A 20283-nucleotide genomic window follows, 5' to 3' on the forward strand; every position below is an offset into this window, starting at 1 on the left:
TTTTTATGGCAGGGATCGTTAATCATCCGTTTAAATTTGAAGTTGAGCGAAAAAGTGCTGTAGGGAGTGGTATTAAGTTTATGATATTGAATGCTTTAATATATATATGCTGAAACAGACTTGGTTTTGTAAGTTTTGTAAAGATTGTGCAGGAAGGGGATATGTTATTGAAGTAAGCAGAACAGAGATAAAGAAATAATGTTTGAAGGTCAAAAATGTGATCGAGTGCTTTACGTACAATTGCTGTCAGTGATAATATTAGTGTAATGATAATGATTATCAATTATAGAGGTGTGCGATGAGTGTTTATGTTCATAAAACAAAGCAAAGATTAAGAGTGAGATCTGAATATATTCGCCACAATAAAGATCAAGTTGTTGAGCTTATTGAGCAGCTAAATGAAATTGATGCTATCAAACATATTAAACACCAATGCCATGCTGGTTCAGTTGCAATTACCTTTGATGATAATGAGCTTGATTGTGAAAGCTTGTTAGAAATTCTAGAAAGTCATGATTGGCTAGTTGAAAGCGGTAAGTCATCATTCGTTGAGAGTGCTGTTATTGCGGGTACTAAAACGCTAGTAAAAGGAATGGCAGGTATTGCATTATCTCGCCTCGTTGGGCCATCAATCAGCCGCGTCATTCTAAGCGTTTAATGGGTTATTAATTCAGATTAAATTTTTTCATCGCACATTTACAATTCCCCCCAGCGAGTGCTGGACAGCGTTTACAAGGTGGCGTTTTTAGCGGCAGTTGCGCAATCGAACGTGGCTGAATTTGGACGGCGTTTGTCGCTGCTGGTTTTGCTGTAGAGATAGGCATTTTTACGCGGCTAACAGGCGCAATATGAGATGGCTGACCACTGTCATTAAACCATGATAAAACTGGATTGAGTGGCTGAATAAGTTCCGATACAACATTACCAACAACTTGTCCTGACAACTGATTAAGCTCTTGCTTTAGTTGCGGATTAAGCAAGGTGACTTTACTGGTGTTTGCCGTTAACGCATTCAATTGCTTTAATGACTTATTGGTCAATTTTTTTGACTTCTTCTTTAGCTTTTTTAGCGCGCTTTTTGAACTCACTGTAATGCCTACTACGTCATGGACTTGATGATAAAATAGCAAAATTTACAACGTAAATAAATATTATTCTCATTTAGTTGTGGTTTTTTTATACTTGCTAAGGTTATTCATCCCAGAACAATTTATAAATTGACTCCCTAAGTTGGACTAATTAGGTCATTATTAGTCACATATCGAATTAAATTAACGGTAATTTCATGTCTTTAACCAAACAATTGGCGCTATTTGTTGATGTCGTTCAGCAAGGCTCGTTTACCAAGGCTGCAACATTGCATGACATGGACAATTCGTTGCTGTCTAAACAGATTAAAAAATTAGAAACGGAACTTGGTGTGCAGTTATTGAATCGTTCAACACGTTCGTTTTCATTAACCTCAGCTGGAGAAGAAATTTTAGCTCAAGCGTTACAGCTGACTGATACCTTATCGCAAGTTCAAAATATTGCAGATTCATACCAGTCAAAGCCTAAGGGGATTATTCGCATTACGTCTGGGGTGTATTTTGGCCAATTATATTTGCAGCCAGTGATCACCCGTTTTATGAAGCAATACCCTGAGGTAAAAGTCACCCTAAACTTAGATGATAAGCGCACTGACATTATTACAGACCATTTTGATGTGGCATTTCGAGTTGGCAAACTCACCGAGTCGAATTTAATTGCACGGAAAATTGCTAAAACTCACTTTGCCATTGTGGCGTCAGAATGCTTTATTCAAGAACATGGTATGCCTATGACACCAGAAGAGCTAATTCAACTGCCCGCAGTGGTCTACGGCAATGGTAATGTGAATTTAGATCAGATGTGCTTAACTGAAACTCCCCATGGCGATTTGTATAAAATGTATAAAATGCGTGGTAATTATAAAGTCAGTGATGTGCGAACGTTAATCGATGCAGTTAAGTCTGGGCTCGGTTACAGCTTGATTGATTTGTTTAATTTAGAAGAGCCTATCGCGCAATCTAAGTTAGTACCATTACTGACTAACTATGGTTTATCAACGATGGATACAGGCATATATGCGGTATACCCACATCGAAAACAGACCTTATTAGTCAGTGAGTTTATTAAGGCGGTGCAAGAATATATTGGTACACCGCCATTTTGGCTTGATCATGTGCCTGATTTTAAAAATATGTATAAATAATTAAATCAGCACCAAGTTCATGCGTTAATTTCAGTGACAAAGTTCATGTATTGATTCATGTCACCCACTACTGCTTGTTCCATTAATGCCCCCGTCACTTTTGAGTATGGTTGGTTAAAATGGATATCCCAAACGTCAGACTCTTTGCGCCAATGCTCGTACACAGCAATCGTATTGTCATCACCTTCTACAGTGTATAAATCAAATAGTAAGTTACCTGGCTCAGTTCGAGTATGGGTAATATGTTGCTCAAATTGAGTCAGTAATTGCTGACGCATTTGTGGATTTATTTTGAAAATAAAGATGATAATAAACACCTCATCTTCTGGATTTGCTGGTTTTAGAGCAACGGGGACTGGGTTTGTTTCACCCAAATTAAACAGCTCAACAGGCTTATCGAGTGCAGAGTCAAATAACGCAATCATGTCAGCAGTATAAGGCATGGCCATATGTTGTTCTAATGCTTGTTGGTTTGCCCAGCGCTCATAAGCAAAAAAGACATTTGGGTTGTTATTATCCACAAATATGGACATTTCTATATTGCCAGCCTCATTGGTCGTGCCGCGTTTATTAGTCACTAAGGCTGCTTTAAACTCAGTTTGGTATTCTGGTTTTACAGTGAACTTTATGATTTGATTTAACATGGTCTGCTCCTATCGCCGCATAATAAGCATACTAGTACGGCGTTTGTGGGATATTGGGTGAAGTGTCAAAGTTATACCGATAAGGAGTTCTAAAAACCTTCTAATACAATCTTACCTTTGGCTGTTCGGGTCTCGAGTAACTGATGCGCTTTGCGAAGGTTTTCAGCATTAATTTTGCCAAAGTTATTGCCAACAGTCGTTTTTAATACATTGTCATCAATGAGCTTTGCGACAGCATTGAGTAACTCATGTTGGGCTTGCATATCTTCAGTTTGAAACAGTGAACGAGTAAACATTAGCTCCCAATGCACTGAAATCGACTTCATTTGAAATGGCACAATATCGAGCGTTGCAGGATCATCAATCAAGCCAAATTTACCCTGAGGTTTAAGCACTTTCTCAATTTCGACGAGGTGCTGCTCGGTATTATTAAGACTGACAACATAATCCACAGCAGGTAGTGAGTAAGCTGTAAATTCATCACTTAATGGGTTGCGATGATTGATAATATGGTCTGCACCTAAATCTTCTAACCATGAAACGGTTTCAGGTCGAGATGCGGTCGCAATAACTTCAAGGTTGGTTAACTGCTTTATAAGCTGAACCATCACAGAGCCGACACCACCCGCTGCGCCAATAACTAAGATACGTTTTTTAGATGATGTACCGGCGAGCGATTGCGCTATCTGCAAACGGTCAAATAACAATTCCCAAGCAGTAATTGTGGTTAACGGTAAAGCTGCTGCTTCTGGGTATGAAAGTGAGTGGGGCATATGACCCACAATGTGTTCATCAACTAATTGATACTCAGCGTTACTGCCTGTTCGAGTCACATCTCCTGCATACCAAACTTTATCTCCCGCTTTAAATAAACTGACTTTATCGCCTACAGCTTTAACAACACCAGCAGCATCCCAACCGAGCACATTCCACTCGTTAGTTTCAGCAGGTTTATTTAGGCGAACTTTATAGTCGGCAGGGTTAACAGACACGGCTTTCACTTCTACTAAAATGTCGTGACCACTCACTGTGGGAGTCGCTAACTCAATATCTTGTAGTGAGTTAATATCTGTGACGGGTAGGTTGTGTTGATATCCGATGGCTTTCATTATTTAGCTCCAATGTCTGTTCGATGGAGCCATAATGACGTGTTTGTGTATGTTGAAAAAGAGACATAACGACCAATTATTATGGACTAAAATGTCCTTAATGCTAGCCTGTCCTTGGTCTTTTAAACCTCAATTTAAATGCAAGTGTAAAAATAAATTACAAAAAAGCCCCGCTGTTTGCGGGGCTTGAGGCATCACTTGCTATTTACTCTTCAGCTTCAGATGAAGCAGTTTCAGGGTAAAGCTTGTTCCACCATTGTGGTTCATCTTTAAGGTGTAAATCGAACCATGCTAATGTTGCATCCCACCAATCAAAACGTGCTTGGCGACCATTAATATGGTGGTCTTGGCCGTTGAACTCTATCAGTTCAACTGGTTTGTCTAGCATCTTTAATGCGGTATACATGTAGTGGCTTTCGCCTACAGGAACGTTGGTGTCAGCATTGCCGTGCAGCAGTAACATTGGCGTGTTGATTTTGTCTGCGTTATACAGCGGGCTGTGTTCAACATACAAATCACGGTTATTCCAAGGGAAACTGCCTTTACTGGCAACGCCCGAATAACCGTAACCCCACCAACCATGGCCCCAGTAAGCTGATAAATTGCTGATCCCAGCATGTGCCATTGAAGCGGCAAAAATGTCAGTTTTAGTGGCTAAATACATGGTCATAAAGCCGCCGTAAGAGGCGCCCATGTTACCCACACGTTTAGGGTCGACAAAGTTATGTGCCTTCAAGAAGGCTTGTGTACCTTCGATAATGTCATCAGCGCTGTAGTCGCCCCAAGCGTTAACGTGACGACCACTAAACGCTTGACCGTAACCTGTTGCACCATTGGGTTGTAGTACATACACGACATAACCTTTCGCAGCCCATAGGTTAAATGGCCAACGACCAGTAAAGTTACGGGTTACTGGCGATGTACCGCCATAGTAATAAACAAGTGCTGGGTATTGTTTATTGGCGTCAAAATCAACAGGCAGATAGACACGGCCATCAATGTAATGGCCATGTTTGTTGGTAAAATCAAAATCTTGAATATCACCTAAGCGTGTATCAGCATAACTGGCTGCTTGGCTATCAAATAGCAGTGACTTTTTACCCGATTTCATCAAGTAAGCTTTTTGTGGCACGGTGGCAGAGGTGCCAGCATAAGCAATAACAGGTTTTGATAAGTCGCTGGCTACGCTGAAGCGATTAACCATATCCATGCCTGCATTAATTTTATTAAAGCGCTTTTTGCTAATATCGAACAAATATAATTGGCCACGGTCGCCTTCGCCAACGCGCAATACTAAGTCATCATTACTCAGTTTTGCTGCGCCGCCAATAGCAGGATCAAAGTCTTTGCTGAGAGCGGTGACTTTACCTTCGTTACTACGCCAGTAAAGCTGACCATCATAGTTATTGACAACCACGCTAGTGTCTTGAACCCCTAGACCGTTCATAAAATCAGGCCCGGCCATGATGTACATTCCATCATCAGTATAAGTGGCTGAATTGAAAGTACGGTATTCACCAATGAGCTTTTCAGATAGGTCTTTTATATTGAGCTCAACCAGTTGAGTTAACCCATGAGCAGGTTCTTTATAATCAACAGGTGAACGAGTCAGCAGTAGTGTTTCTTTATCGGCATGACTGTCGAGCAAGTAGCTGCTGAGTTTGTCATTGGTTAACTGGCGAATGAAGCCTGAGTTAACATCTAATTGATAAATTTGGCTGTTGTTACGCCAGTAACTCCATCTATCTTGCAGGGCTTGGAAGCGTTTATTGGTTGCTTTCTCGTCTGCTTTATAGGGCTTCTCCCAGCTAAATAGTAAGTTATCGCCGTACCATTGAAGGCCCGAGACTTTTTCCATGTCATTAGCGAGGATATCAAGGTTAATGCCATCTACAGTGAGCAGTTGTATTTGATTGTCGGCAACAAAAGCCAATTGTTTGCTGTTATTTGCCCAAGCGGCACTTGCTGGAGCACTGTGCTGCCAACGATAAAGCACATCTTTACTTGAGGTACTGATTAACTCGGTGACACTGACAGGTTTATTGTCATTATTGGCCGGATAATGGCTTTTGCTTTGGAGTAAGTATTTGCCATTTGGCGATAGGTTCAGACTCGTGACGACTTCAGAGTCAAACAACTGCTCAGGAGACACTCGATGGGTTTTAGTTGCTGTAAAACTCGGATTATCAACATCTGACTTACCTTGCCAGTCAATACTGAACTCAGATTCATCATCACTGCCATCGGCTAAAATCATGAATTGATAATCGCCACTTTGCAGTGCGATTTCAGCTTTAGCAGATGCTTCAAGTAGCACACCGTTAAGGTATATCTGCGGCTCATTAAGGCCTGAAACCGTTAATGTACCTTGGGTAAATCGCTCTGCACTAAGCTGGACTTTATAGCCAACCCAACCGGCTGCTGTTTTAGTATCAACAGCTTGCCATTGGTAGCTTTTACCAAAAATATCGATATCACTATTAGCAGACAAGCTTGATGCAAGGTTGGCTCTTAGAGCATCACTGTGACTGCCAGCCGATAAAGATTGTGAAGTGGGAATGGCGACAGGGCCAAATTGTTGAATATGACTATGGTCGATTTCTGCGCTGTGGCTGAATCCTGAAAACGCCAAAGCGATACTGGCACAAACCAGTGAAAGTGCTTTCATGGGGCATCCTTGTTGTTATTAATTCTTTGCTTGAATTTAAACCCAATTTTTAGCCATACAGTGTGTCAAATATTGTCCAGATATGCACCTGATTTTACTGAATAGATGATGGGGATTTGCAAAGGAATGTGTCAGTAATGACTGACACATTCTTTTAATTATTGAAGTGGAATGCGGTAGATGTCGGCGTCATTGATCCCTTGCATACTGACAATTAAACTGTCGTCTTTACCTGATGCCAAACTGCGTTCATTACGAATACTCATTGCAGGGAGCTTAAAGGCTGTGGTGACTATACCTTGTGAATCTAATGCTCGGATAAGGTCATTTTCATCACTTCGCTCAAGGAAATATAAGGTGTTATTTTGGTAGAAAAAGCTGCCCCAGTCTTTTGCTCGCAGGCTGTCATTCACTTTATCGTGTTGATTCGTTTGTCGGTTCCAATAATAGATCCCCGACACATTATCTAAGGTGTAATACAGGCCATTATTATCATCTTCAATGGCGTATTTGATGTTTTGTTTCAGTAATAACTCAACTTTATTGGTGGCTAAATTGTAATTGTATAACCCCCAATCTCCATCAACAAAAGATGAGTAATAGATGTTGTTGCCATCGGTAGAAAAAGAAGCATAACGAACATTGCCTTTGACAGGCTCTATTTTAGCTAAGGAGTTGTTTTGAGTGTCACCCAGATATAGCTCATTATATTCAAGCCCTTTGGTTCTAATGGGTGCTACATATAACGAGCTAACTGGCGAAGGCGCAGGAATGGTTACCATGCCAATATTATCGGTGAGCATGATATTGTCACTTTGCTGCTTTAACCACAGCTCCCAATCACCTGAGCGGTTTGATAGAAACAGCAGCTCATCAGTGGCAGGTAAGTATTGACCGTATAAATCCCGAGATGAAGAGATAAGTTGCCTGATAATACTGCCATCTATCAGCGAGCGATGAGTGATATGTTCCTGCGAGATATGACGCGCATAATACAGGCTATTGCTAGTTTCACTTATTGTAATGCTGCTGATGGTTTCATCTTGATGAAAGCTTGTTAACGCTTGTGACTCAACATTATATTGTTGGATGACGAAATCAGCTTCTCTGAGCGCGGTAAAATACAGTTGATTACTGCTGTGCTCCCAATCTAAGCCGATGACTAATGTCTCGTCACTGATAATGGTGGTTTCGCTGTCATCTGAGAGTGAGTAGAGTAAAATTTTTGCAATCATATTCTCTTGAGAACGCATTACAGCCAATTGTGAAGCATCTGCTGACCACGTCATCATTAAGTCATGCTCTCCAGGGGCTGGCGATGTTAAAGCTTGCACTTCATTACTATTAAAATGATACAGGTGAATAACAGAGCGATCATCAACAGCCTTTGAATACGCTAAAGTGCTGCCCTCTGGTGACCATTCAAGGCTATGCAAATACCCTTTACTAACACATCCTGAGTCTAGCTGTTTGTCTTGATTACTGATTAAATCCCTTACATGGACAAAGCACTGGTTATCGCTGGTGGTTCGAAGGTAGGCGAGTGATTGCCCATCAGGAGACCAGCTTGGCACCGCTTCTGTGTCATGACTCATTGATATCTGTCTTAATGGTGCTGACTCATCTTGTAAATCTTTGATGTACAAATGTCCTTTAGCACCTTCTTTGCGCCACTGAAAAGCCATTAATCGACCATCAGGCGAAATAGCTGGCCGCTCTTCAACACCTTCAAAATTAGTAATTCTTTCAGGTGCGACATTGATTCTTGTTGGTGGTGCGGTTAATTCCGTCGCTTTTTGGTTAATAAAAAAAGCTAAACAACTTATAAATAGCACTGTAAGCGCGATAAAAGCGGGCTTTTTATGGTCACTCTTTTGTTGGCTTTTAATGGTTGCTGACGTTATAGGAGTAGGGGAGATAAGTAATTGGTAACCGACTTTATTGACGGTTTTAAAGTAGTCCTCAGGCTGTTCACCGAGTTCAGAAAATGATTTTCTTAGTTGCCATATGGCATTGCCTGTCCCACGCTTTCCTACTTCAATATTACCTTGCCAAACCTGTTCGATAGCTTGTTCTTTAGTCACGGTTTGAGCAGGGTGCTGAATCAACAACTTTAAAAACTCGAACACCTTGGCTGGCAAGGAAACGGTGTTATTTTGAGCTGTAATAGTCATGTCATAACAATTAATGACACATTGACCGAGTTGATATCGTTGATGAGGAAGTGAAATCATTGCTGCAGAATAAACTCCTGAGTTTTGTTTTTATTATTATGTTTTCAGTTGAATATAGCGTGTGTTGTAGTGTAAACCTGCGAAATATCGGACTAATGCATGATAGGCATCGGTATATAGTCGATAGCTAACATAACTGATTTATTGATTAAGTGAACAAGCTATGAGTTTTGGAATAAGCCAATAAATGAACTGGTGAGGGGATTTTTTATTAATATTCAAGTGGTTGTAGTTTGTTTGTGACTTGTTAAATTATTGTTTCAATTTGTATCTTTTGTGGGCAAAAATACTCACTTGGCTAGTGACATTATTGCCAATTTTAAAGCTCTCAAGTGGAAGTATCTATCGGCAGATAAAAATCAATAAAAATGCGCTAAGGTTTTTAATTCTTAGCGCATTTTATTTTAATGATAAATCCAGACTCTAGATTGAGCTAAAAAGACTGACTCAACATACCCTAGATACTTAATCGGTTATTTATTCATTTTGCGTCTAAACCCAAGTAATGCCAGTAAACTTAAGCTTAAGAAACCTAAGCTACCGCCATCATCGTCATTATTTGGCTCTGGTGCGGCTTCTACAACTGGTGCATTAATGGTCATCGTAAAGCTGGCTTCAGTTTTATTGACCATGTCATCAGCTGTTACAACCACCTCATAAGTTCCAGCAGCTGCAGTACCAGTAATCATACCTGTTTTACTGTCGATGCTGATGCCTTCTGGTAGACCCGTTGCGCTAAATGTCAATGCATCACCTTCAGCATCGCTGAAATACATTGAGGCATCAATTTCAGCCGATTGTTGCTCCTCCATGGTGACTGCTGGCATTTCAGCGACAATTGCTGGTGCAATATCATTAACGTTATTAATGTTAATCGTCACTGTCGATACCGCAGTGTATGCGTTACCTTGATAGCCAATGACTTCTAAGTCATAGCTCATGTGGCCTGCATCATAGTCGATAGCATCAGGGTTGTTGACGGTGATTTCTCCGTTATTTGCAATCGAGAAAGGATCGCCTGGAATTGCTTGTGCTAATGCCAGTGTATATGGGGACCATTCAGCTTCGTATTGACCATTAGCAAAAAAGGTTTCTGCATCGAGTTCAACATGGGCAACCACTTCACCCATCTCTGCATCTTCATTTATGCTGTGACTTTGGCCGTCCTTTGGATGTGGAATAAAGGCATAATCACCTTGGCCCATAGGCGTCGCCATTGCCCAGTTATTTTCAAGACTTATGAGTAACATACCGTCATTTTGACAGCCACCTCCACCAAAACCGAAAGAGAAATTACACTCACTTGCCATCGCAAGTTCGGCTGTTTCGCCAGCGGCTAGAGTGACCATCGGGCTGTAATCTTTGGCTTCACCTTCTTCCACTAAGCGAGAGATTAATGGTAGTCCACCATCTTTACTTTGTGTTTCGACCATTTCGCCGGTAAACCAGTCGAAATACTCAGTTGTGGTTGTCTTACCATATTGGACTGGATTAAACAGAATAATGGGTTCACCAAGGTTAGCCAAAGCGTCGCGGTCGGTGCCAAAAAGCCAGCCTTGATTTTGGTCAAAGTCCTCTAGGCTTGCCATGCTTTCGCCGTGATATAACTCATCAACACAGTATTGCGCGATAAAGTTTTGGCCATGACCTGTGACATACGTTGGTAAGCTTGATTTTGTGTAGCGACCATAGTGATCTGTCCAGTCGTACTCTTTATTAAAATCAATGTAGTACGCATGTGGCTGACCATTTTCATCAACTTCAATAAAACCACTCATGACCATTTGAGTCGCTTCATCCCAAGCATAAGGGTCGCCATTGACTGCTTTATCGAGTTCGTTGTCGATAACAAACTGCTCTTGGTAAGTACTCCAATACACAAGTGCAGCGCCAGCTTTGTCGAAATGGTTCGCCATCCCGACATCATTCGGTTCAAAGAAGCGGCCAGCAACAACCATTTTTTTACCTGACGAACACATCGCTTCATCATAAATACCACCAGCAACCGTGTTGAGCATATTACCTTTGGTATGCTCTTTACCAACATTGATGTTGGGTTGATGTTTCATGGCAGGAAATACGGCAAACGTTGTTTCTGTTTCACTGTCATTGGTAAATTGCTGTGCATAAGCACCAGCTGTTTCGCTAAATTTTTGAGTAAACTCAGTACCGTATATTTCTTCATACGTATCAAAGTGACGGGTGATAGAAGTTTTCGCGCGTGGTTTGGCAAGCCAATTCACACTCAGTGTTGGTAGTTCTTCAGCCATCAATTGTAGCTGCCCCGAAAGCTCGATTTTTTGCCAGTTGTCGATGGATAAATCGCTGCCCATTTTCATCGGCCAGTTAGCCAGTTTGGTGTAATCAACAACCATAGTGACAGGGAAGACGACCGTTTGTCCTGCTGGAATGCTAATATTGGCTGGATGCTCCCAAGTCAGCGCCATGTCGCCATCTTTGCCCATGCTTGTTAGGGCAACATCGTATGTGACGGTTTCTTCTGAAAGGTTTTTTAACTGCACTTCTTTGGTATAACGCTGCGTGCCAGTGCCTTCTGAAAAGCCAAAACTGAGGTTAGGCTGATATGAGCCTTTTTCCCAGGCTACGGCTGCAGAAGCTAATGCGTCTTCAAGGTTTTCAGCGCCACTACCAATAAGCGTTAATTCGCCTTGTTTGTTGTTTAGGTCCATGACTTTGTTGTTGGCAGTATTCATAAGCAGTGCTTTGATTTCAGCCATAGACAATGAAGGGCGTTTTGATTTTAATACCGCAGCGGCAGCAGCCATGCGGGCTGCTGCCATGACAGTGTCAGATTGGGTGTCCATTTCATCACCACCACCCACAACGGCGACTTCGATATCTTCAGCGTAGCTGACCATATCAGGTTTACTGAATGTTGATGCACCACGAACTGGGCCATATGGGGTCTTTTCTGTGACCATCATATTGCCTTCTTCGTCAGCAACCATGCCACCAACCGTTAATGCACTCGGCGCGGCGCCGCGCCATGTCATATTAAAACTATTGTCGTACCATTCTCCGCCATTACCAGCGTTAACCACCACTAAGCTACCTAATGCCGAAGCCATTTCAATCGCATAAGCTTCAATTACTGCACCTGATACACCATCATCATGTTCAGCATAAAATGCATTACCACCTAATGAATCTACGACGATGATATCTGCTCGATCATCAAAGCTACCGTCTTGGTTTGGATCGAGAGCATATTCTAATGCCATCATAAAAGTGCTTGAGGTTTCTGATGACAAGCTATAGCCATAACCATATGGATCTGACACATTCGAGGTTTTGTAAGCAGCAATTTTTGCTGCAGGAGCAAGAGCATGAACAACACTGGCAAGGCGAGTACCGTGACCAGTATTATGGGTAGCTCCGTCGTAATCACGGGTAAAATAGATATTCTGATCGATTGGATTTGGATCGAGCCCCCAGCCTGCATCACTGGCTAAATCCATCCCTTCAACAACCACATCAGTTGGGAATCCGTCAAAAGCATTAATTGAATTTTCCATTGCTGCGGCATAGGTTTCTGTCTTGCCGTCGCCACCTAGCCCTGTGTGGGTGTAATCCACACCACTACCAATGATAGCGACTTTAACACCTTCACCTGCAGTCATATCATCTGATAAAGCAGGCGCAGATGCTGGAGTGATAGAGTTAACCGAAGGGCTTGTTGCTGTACGAAGTGCATTTGTTGGCACACTAATAGGTGCTGTAGCGACAACAACGGCTTGTACACCATCAAGTTGTTTAATTTTTTCAATATAGCTGCTGTCGGCTTGTACTCGAATAAAGTTACTTACGAGTTTGGAACCAGGAAGCGTCTTGATATTGCCATCAAGCGCCAAAATATCACTGATCACATTTTTTTGGCTTGCTTCTACCTGTTGTAGGCTTTTTGCGAACTTGGCTTTGTTATTGATAGTTGCTTTGGTTAATGAGCCAGTATCAGATAAGTAAACAAACAAGGTAGCGTTTTCAGTTTGTTTTACTGATGAAGAATAGGTGGACAATACATCCGTTTGGTTGGTTGCATAAACAGCGGCAGGCATGATGGATGCGAGTGCAATACACGTCGCTAATTTTGACTTTTTAAATGACATTGGCTTTCCCTTCAATTTATCGTTTTATTGTTTTTGTTTCACTTGAGTCGCCTGACTCTGGGGCTTATTAAGTCAGGTGAGTTATCTGCTCAACACTTGTACTTAAGGACTCGTACATAAGGTTTTCAGTGAAACCCAACAAAACCTCAAGTAAATGGCTGTTGATTTTGTTTCTTTTATCTTTCATTAAGTTTTCATTTTCTTTTAAAACAATGAGATAGGTTTATTGTTTTGCCATCGATATGATGAGGTAAATCATCATCCAGTCATAAATCGATGATATAGAGCTCATTTTGAGAGAAATACTTATTATTGATACATTTAGATACAGGTTGTATTTATAAATAATTGAAAAATAAGGAATTGAAATAAAATTGAAGCTTAAATGAAATGGAATAGTCGCTGTATATTTGCCAGTGATTAAATCTTTCGAGTATCAAGGTTATAGCCATCGCTAGAGCAGCATAACGCTGCGATCTGTAACGGTAGTTTTGCTAACGACAACAGATAAAAAGGCGAGAGACATAATAATTAGAACGAGGAAGATTCCGTGACATCGATATATAAAAAAAGCATCATTGCAGCTGCATTATCGCTAGCTTTAACTCCGACATTAAGTGCTAATGTTGTTGATACTCGAGGTTTAGATACCGACAGTGGCCAACGCACTAATCAGCCTTCTCCAATCAAACAGCGTCATATTGAAAACCTGTATATGGTGTTACTTGATGATCAGCCTTTGGCAACGTATCACGGTGATCAAGGCAACCTTAAAGCAACCAGTATTTTATCTAATCCAAGTAATAAGGCGGCTAAAAGCGGCACCTTAGACGTTAACAGTGCAGTTAGTCAGCAATATGTTCAATACCTTAGTAGTCAGCGCAGTAAGACGCTAGCTCAAGCTAAATCTCGATTAAGTCGTCAGTTAACTATCCACGCTGACTATCACATTGCATTAAATGGCTTTAGTACTGAATTATCAGAAAAAGAAGCGCAAATGCTGGCCTCTGTTGCGGGTGTAAAAAGCGTTCAAAAAGTCGAACTGCGTCATCTTAATACCGATTCAGGCCCAAAGCATATCCAAGCACCAAGTGCTTGGGATGGTTCTGCAACGGGCGTAGGTAGTATGGGTGAAGGTGTTATTGTCGCAATCATGGACACCGGAATTAACCATACAAGTGCCTCTTTTGCTGATATTGGTGGCGACGGTTATGACCACGTGAATCCGCTCGGCGAGGGCACTTACTTAGGTCATTGTAGCGATTCTGAATTAGCTCATTACTGTAATGACAAACTGATTGGTATTTGGGCGCATGAAGCTATTTTAGATGATTACACCCCAGAAGGTGATGATCGAATTGGTATTGATCATAATGGTCATGGCTCTCATGTTGCTTCAACCACAGCAGGTAACATCGTTAAAGATGTGACGGTTTACAACGCTGTAGGCGACGAAGCTGAGTTCAGTTTTGGTCAAATCAGTGGTGTTGCTCCTCATGCCAATATTGTGTCTTACCAAGTGTGTGCCGCTGATGCTGGTTGTTGGACTGATGTGACAGCTTTAGCTGTTGAACATGCTATCGCCAACGGCGTGCAAGTGATTAACTACTCAGTGGGTGGTGGCGCAAGTGACCCTTGGAGTGACACTGACGCGCTGGCCTTTCTTGCTGCACGCGAAGCAGGTATTCATGTTGCCGTTGCTGCAGGTAACGATGGTCCAGGCGCCGAAACAGTCGGTTCACCAGGTAATGCACCTTGGTTAACCACGGTGGCAGCTTATACACATGATCGCAGCTTCACAGACAAGGAAGTCACCTTTACTGGCGGCGATTATGATCTTGATATGCTCACAGGTAAAGGGGCGACAAGCGGTATTACAGGTGAGATTGTTAGCGCTGCAGATTTTGGCCAAGCTGGATGCTTAGACCCATTTGAAGCAGATACTTTCACAGGCAAAATTGTGGTTTGTGATCGTGGTGATATTGCTCGAGTTGCTAAAGGCAGCAATGTGCTTGCTGGTGGTGCAATAGGGCTTGTTTTAATCAACACGGATGGCGGGGATGAAACCGTTGATGCAGATTTACATGTGCTACCAGCAGTGCATTTAGACGCCACTCAAGGTGCAATGTTGACTGATTGGTTAGCATCTGGTTCTGATCATACTGCAAGTTTTAATGCCTCTGTACTAGAAAGCGATCCTGCTAAGGCTGATATTGCCGCTTCATTTACGTCTCGAGGCCCCGAGTCGATAATGAACCGTTGGTTAACGCCGCACATCTCAGCGCCAGGGGTAGAAATTTATGGTGCCAATACCGAATATCAACCTTGGCGATCTGACGTAGATAAATCTGAATCACCAACTACCTTTATGAGCGGTACCTCGATGGCGAGTCCGCATATTGCTGGCGCTTACACTTTAATTGCAGCCTTAAAACCTGAGTGGTCACCATCAGAAGCGCAGTCAGCATTAATGCTCAGTGCTGAAACTGATACTTTAATGGATGATGGCGTAACACCATCTAGTTTGTTTACTGGTGGCGCAGGTAGCGCTCGAATTGCCAGTGCGCTTAACGCTGGTTTAGTCATGGACGTGACGTATGACGAATATGTTAATGCTAATCCAAATCTTGAGGGTACTCCTGAAAACATGAACTTACCTTCTGCATTGATGAATGAATGCATGATGGAGTGTTCTTGGACTCGCACGTTCACAGCGACAGCTGCTTCAACTTGGACTGTAAGTGATATGACCGATACCACAGGGTTATCGATCACAGCTTCACCATCTAGCTTTACCTTGAGTGCAGGCGAAAGTATCAGTTTAGATATCACTGCAGCGATTAGCGAAGGCTTTAGTTCTGAGTATGGCATGGGTTATCTAGTGTTAACGCCAGAGAACGCTGCGTTGACTACATCAAAGATGCCTGTCGTGGGAACTTTTGTTGCAGGTAGCTTTCCTGATGATGTGATGTTAACTACAGGACAAGACCGTGGGAGTGCTGACATTGAAGGCATAACCACAGTGGGTTCTAGTGATATCCAGATAGGGGTGTTTGAGCTCGCTGAAGTCGAAGTGATTGAAACTACAATCCCACGTGATGATAGCGATACCGCATCTTGGCCAACAAATGTGTATAACGACAGCAGTAAATTCTACTCTCGTTTAATTAATGTGACGCCAAATACCAAGCGTATAATTGCAAGAGTGAAGCATACAACATCACCTGATTTAGATTTGTACATCGGTCGAGATGACAACTATAACGGTCAGCCTGATAACGCAATGGAAATGGATCCATTAACATGTATGAGTGCGACGGAAACAGCTTATGAATCATGTGAGATCAATGACCCTCAAGCTGGTTCTTATTATATCACTGTGCATAACTATGGTGATACTTCAGCACCATCGGATATAGAAGATGATCTCACGTTTGAATTGGCGATTATCGGCAAGGATGATGAAAGTATCACAGTAGACTTTAAGTCAGCAGTGGCCGGAAACGAAGACATTGATTTAGTATTGAACTGGGATAAACAGCTTAAATCGGACACTTTATACACCACAGTGCTTGAAATCGGCACTGGCGCAGATGCTAAAGATAATGTGGGGTTAATGCCTATCGAGCTTTATCGCAGTGCTACTTACGCGCAAAGCAGTGTGGATGTTGAAGCTATTGATACTGGCGATATGGTCACCCTGTCAATTGTACTGGCTGATAATGACACCGATGAAGAAAGAACTATAACCGTGTCGACTTCAATCCCTGTAGGGTTAACTATCGACAGTGATAGTCATCAAGGTGTACTAGAAGCAGATACCGTAACGTGGGAAATGGTGCAAGCAGCTAATGAAACTGGGCAAACTATTGTGCTAGCAATGGATACTCAAAATTTAGTTATGTCGCAATCACTTAATTTCAGTGTATCTCATACTTTAGGTGATATGAGTAATACCGAGTCGTTAACGCCTGTAATGTTGGAAGGTATTCCAGTCGCATTAATCAACGGTGAGTCGTCAGTTGCAATAACTGCTGATGAAGCAACGACTGTAACACTTTCTGCAGCAGCAAGTACTGCACCGAATATGGATGATGAGCTTAGCTACTCTTGGGTACAAGTATCGGGTCCAGTGGTGACATTTGCTGATGATACTGCGCAAACCACAGAGCTGACTTTACCAGCTGTAGATGCCGATGGTTCAGCTGTGATTGAGCTGACTGTTAGTAATGGAACTAAAACGGCAGTGGCAGCAACAGCATCAATCGCAGTTGTCGCTGAATATATTGCACCAGCGCCTGAGCCAAAGTCTGATTCGAGTGGTGGAGCTATGGGCGTATTAGTCTTATTGGCTGGCTTACTTGGCTTTAGACGTCGTAAATAACATTTATTTATAGTGTGTTCCCAATTGCCGCATTAATTCTTTGATGCGGCTTTTTTATGGAATATTTAAATATATTACTAAGGAGAACGAATACAATTTGTAAGATTAGCTCGTAACTTTTGTGAGGTTGGTCATTATTTACTTCATTTGAATACATTATTATTGATTGAATTCGTAATAACTATAATGCACTCAATAATAAGAATATGTTTCTATGAAATTACGTAATAAATTTAATTTACTGCTTGTTCCTACAGTTGTTTTTGGCTTTTTTGTGCTGGCGTCTTTTACCATTTTTTTAAGCCTAGGGACGATGAAGTCAACTTCAGAAAATACCGTCAGTGGTAACAGTGCATTGCTTGAAAAAAACATTATAAGCTGGATAAGTTATAACCAAAAAATTATTGAATCACTGGCAAAAAGTCCTTTTGTGTTACATGAGCTAACGGGTCAACAAGAGGGTAATAATCAGCTTTCAGCACACTTTTTAGCGTTAGCACAGCAATTTGAATTTCGTAATTTAGCTTTGTTAGATCAACAAGGCATAGCCATCGCAGCAAGCAACCAACAAAGAATAGGGAAAAATTATCAGCAACTGGATTATGTAAAACAGGCAATGGGCAGTCGCGATATTGTGGTATCTGACCCTAGAGTGAGTCGAGTCGATGGCAAACTATTGGTGACCATTGCGCAGCAAGTAAATGGTTTAGGGGTGATATTTGCCAGTGTGCCATTAGACGGTTTTTATCAAAAACATGTCGATGTCAGCCAATTTGATGAGCATAGCTATGCATTTATTTTATCAGCATAATGTGAACTGATTGCACATTCATCAATTGGATTGGGTATAGATCATAGTAAAGTTGATCGTGCATCCCATGCGCCTATTTGTATGCAAAAAAATGGATTGATTGAATTTAGTGAGAACGGTAATGAGTACTTAGGATTTATCAGGCAGCAAGCAGATACCGGCTGGATTGTTGTCAGTGCGACTAACAAAAAAGTGATGCAAACGAGCCAGTCCCAGTTAATCACAATTAGTAGCGTGGTCGCGCTACTGTCACTTTCGGTTGTGGTATTAATCATTGTGCTGTTAGTTAACGCAATAACCAAGGGGTTAAGTACTATAGTGACGGCGGTGGATGACCTTTCTGTTGGCGATATACAACTTACCCATTTAAACCAAGATAAATGGCAGTCAATATTAAAACGGCAGGATGAATTGGGGCAGATGAGTCAGTCAATGCTATCCCTCATTACCATGCAGCAAAAACAAGTCATTGCGGCTGAAACCATTGCAGCAGGTGACCTTACCTGTATCCCTTATGTGGCAAGCGAGCGAGATTTACTTGGTCATGCTCTAGTGGAGATGGTTAATAATCTCACCGTTTTAGCTACGTCAGTTCAGAGTAATGTTCAGGAAATCATTACAGCAACAACGGGGTTAAATAGTAACAGTCATAGCTTAGCTGACAGTGCCTCTGAACAACTGGCTTCGGTGAGTTCGATTAGTGCAGCGCTTCAAGAAATTGATAGTCAGATTCAAGTGACAGCTTCAGCATCTGATGACATGAATATTAAAGGGCAGTCAGCCTATCAAGAAGCAAAAGCGGGTAATGAGAGAATGCAGGCTTTGACGATATCTTTACAAGAAATTCAAATTTCAGGTGAGCAAATCGCTAATATCATGCGTGAAATTACTCAGATTGCCGAGCAAACGAACTTAATTGCGTTAAATGCGGCAATTGAAGCCGCCCGAGCTGGAGAATTTGGCCGTGGTTTTTCTGTGGTTGCAGATGAAGTGCGAAATTTAGCAAGTAGAAGCGCAGAAGCTGCAGCTAAAACTGTAAAACTGACACAGCTATCATTAGTGAAAATGACTGAAGGCAATATGATTGCAGAGCAAACGGCGACATCCTTCCATGAGATTGTTGAACATATGAGTTTCTCTGCCGAACAGCAACATTTTATTGCTCAGGCAAATAGAGAGCAAGCTCTAGCTACATCAGAATTAACCGAGGGCTTAGCAATCATAGATGAAGTAGGACAGTATGTGGGGACTATTGCCCATGAAGTTGCTGAACAATGTCAGGGACTGTCATGTTTGAGTTCCCACCTTAAGTCAGCGAGTGATAAATTCACGATAAACTGATGTGTAAATCTGTGAGTGAATACTGATGTTTGACTGTCGCAACATTCTCTCTAGTTCACCTATTAAGTCAGCTGAATTTAATAGGAGGCTTTGGTTAGCTGAACTGGGGCTGTCTGTCTTTAAAAATTAATTGGTCAATATATCCTTTTGATGGTTATAGTTATTATTAAGTCTTATGACTGATTTTCTTCACTTCACAACTAATCATCACAAATAAAGGTATATGGCATGCGATTAAATAACACCTTGAAAACATTGATTACAGCTGGTTTCATCTTATTAATTGCGGGTTGCAGTGCATCTGAAGCAGCCAAGCAAAAAGCAGCGCTTTATCAATTTGATGAGTTAACTGAAGTGACGACCATTGATAATTTCCGTATGGATGGTTGGCGCACTATGGATAATCGCACTGTGTTTGTGGATAGCCGTCCTCGCGAGACTTACCTGCTAGTGCTCAATGGTGTTGATAGTAATTTAAAGTTTGCTCAAGCATTGCTGGTGTCATCAAGAATGGGCAAAGTCACAGTGGGATTTGACTCGGTAGCGACAGGCGAAAACCCTAAGCTAAGAACCCAGATTAAGAAGATTTATCGTATTGAAAGTAAAGAACAAGAGCAGCAAGTTCGTCAGAAAATTGAGTCGTTTTCAGGCAAAGAGTAATCAATAAAGCCGTTATTTAAACCCAAAAGTCATACCGCTAACAGTTGAGCGTTAAAGTTTAATGATAAATTA

12 protein-coding genes are annotated in these 20283 nt (G+C 41.7%); 6 read left to right on the forward strand and 6 right to left on the reverse strand.

From position 1 onward, the window contains the following. Nucleotides 1–298: 298 nt before the first annotated feature. Entirely contained in the window at nt 299–658 is a 360-nt protein-coding gene (locus QPX86_RS01565; protein ID WP_065110374.1) for an HMA2 domain-containing protein, read from the forward strand. Between the two features lie 7 nt (nt 659–665). Here QPX86_RS01565 and QPX86_RS01570 read toward each other — a convergent pair whose 3' ends face one another. Further along, on the reverse strand, nt 666–1088 hold the full coding sequence (locus QPX86_RS01570) for a hypothetical protein (protein ID WP_080917065.1): 423 nt from the start codon (nt 1086–1088) through the stop codon (nt 666–668). A gap of 197 nt (nt 1089–1285) precedes the next feature. On the opposite strand from QPX86_RS01570, the gene QPX86_RS01575 reads away from it, so the two are divergent. Then, entirely contained in the window at nt 1286–2233 is a 948-nt protein-coding gene (locus QPX86_RS01575) for a LysR family transcriptional regulator (protein ID WP_285163902.1), read from the forward strand. A gap of 17 nt (nt 2234–2250) precedes the next feature. Here the strand turns inward: QPX86_RS01575 and QPX86_RS01580 are convergent, their stop codons facing one another. The 5 genes from QPX86_RS01580 to QPX86_RS01600 form a co-directional block, all read right to left on the reverse strand. Continuing rightward, nucleotides 2251–2877, reverse strand: a complete 627-nt coding sequence (locus QPX86_RS01580; protein ID WP_285163903.1) for a putative quinol monooxygenase — start codon at nt 2875–2877, stop codon at nt 2251–2253. 89 nt (nt 2878–2966) lie between these two features. Next, nucleotides 2967–3986, reverse strand: coding sequence for a zinc-binding alcohol dehydrogenase family protein (locus tag QPX86_RS01585; RefSeq protein WP_285163904.1), 1020 nt, complete (start codon nt 3984–3986; stop codon nt 2967–2969). Nucleotides 3987–4191: 205 nt separating this feature from the next. Next, on the reverse strand, nt 4192–6654 hold the full coding sequence (locus tag QPX86_RS01590) for an alpha/beta hydrolase family protein (protein WP_285163905.1): 2463 nt from the start codon (nt 6652–6654) through the stop codon (nt 4192–4194). A 158-nt stretch (nt 6655–6812) separates the two neighbouring features. Beyond that, nucleotides 6813–8888 (reverse strand): winged helix-turn-helix domain-containing protein, encoded by a 2076-nt coding sequence (locus tag QPX86_RS01595; protein WP_285163906.1) that lies wholly within the window; start codon nt 8886–8888, stop codon nt 6813–6815. Between the two features lie 473 nt (nt 8889–9361). Beyond that, nucleotides 9362–13015, reverse strand: a complete 3654-nt coding sequence (locus QPX86_RS01600) for a S8 family serine peptidase (protein WP_285163907.1) — start codon at nt 13013–13015, stop codon at nt 9362–9364. A gap of 550 nt (nt 13016–13565) precedes the next feature. Here QPX86_RS01600 and QPX86_RS01605 point away from each other — a divergent pair. The 4 genes from QPX86_RS01605 to QPX86_RS01620 all read left to right on the forward strand — a co-directional run bounded on the left by QPX86_RS01605 (nt 13566) and on the right by QPX86_RS01620 (nt 20211). Continuing rightward, nucleotides 13566–17399, forward strand: a complete 3834-nt coding sequence (locus QPX86_RS01605; protein ID WP_285163908.1) for a S8 family serine peptidase — start codon at nt 13566–13568, stop codon at nt 17397–17399. A gap of 214 nt (nt 17400–17613) precedes the next feature. Beyond that, complete coding sequence (locus QPX86_RS01610) at nt 17614–18210, forward strand: PDC sensor domain-containing protein (protein WP_285163909.1); 597 nt, start codon at nt 17614–17616, stop codon at nt 18208–18210. Nucleotides 18211–18291: 81 nt separating this feature from the next. Then, on the forward strand, nt 18292–19551 hold the full coding sequence (locus tag QPX86_RS01615) for a methyl-accepting chemotaxis protein (RefSeq protein WP_285163910.1): 1260 nt from the start codon (nt 18292–18294) through the stop codon (nt 19549–19551). Between the two features lie 228 nt (nt 19552–19779). Beyond that, a complete protein-coding gene (locus QPX86_RS01620) occupies nt 19780–20211 on the forward strand; it encodes a DUF6491 family protein (protein WP_285163911.1) in 432 nt (143 codons plus the stop codon). Nucleotides 20212–20283 lie beyond the last annotated feature (72 nt).

Origin of the sequence: Shewanella goraebulensis (assembly GCF_030252245.1) — a bacterium.
In the GTDB taxonomy this organism is placed as follows: Bacteria; Pseudomonadota; Gammaproteobacteria; order Enterobacterales; family Shewanellaceae; genus Shewanella; species Shewanella goraebulensis.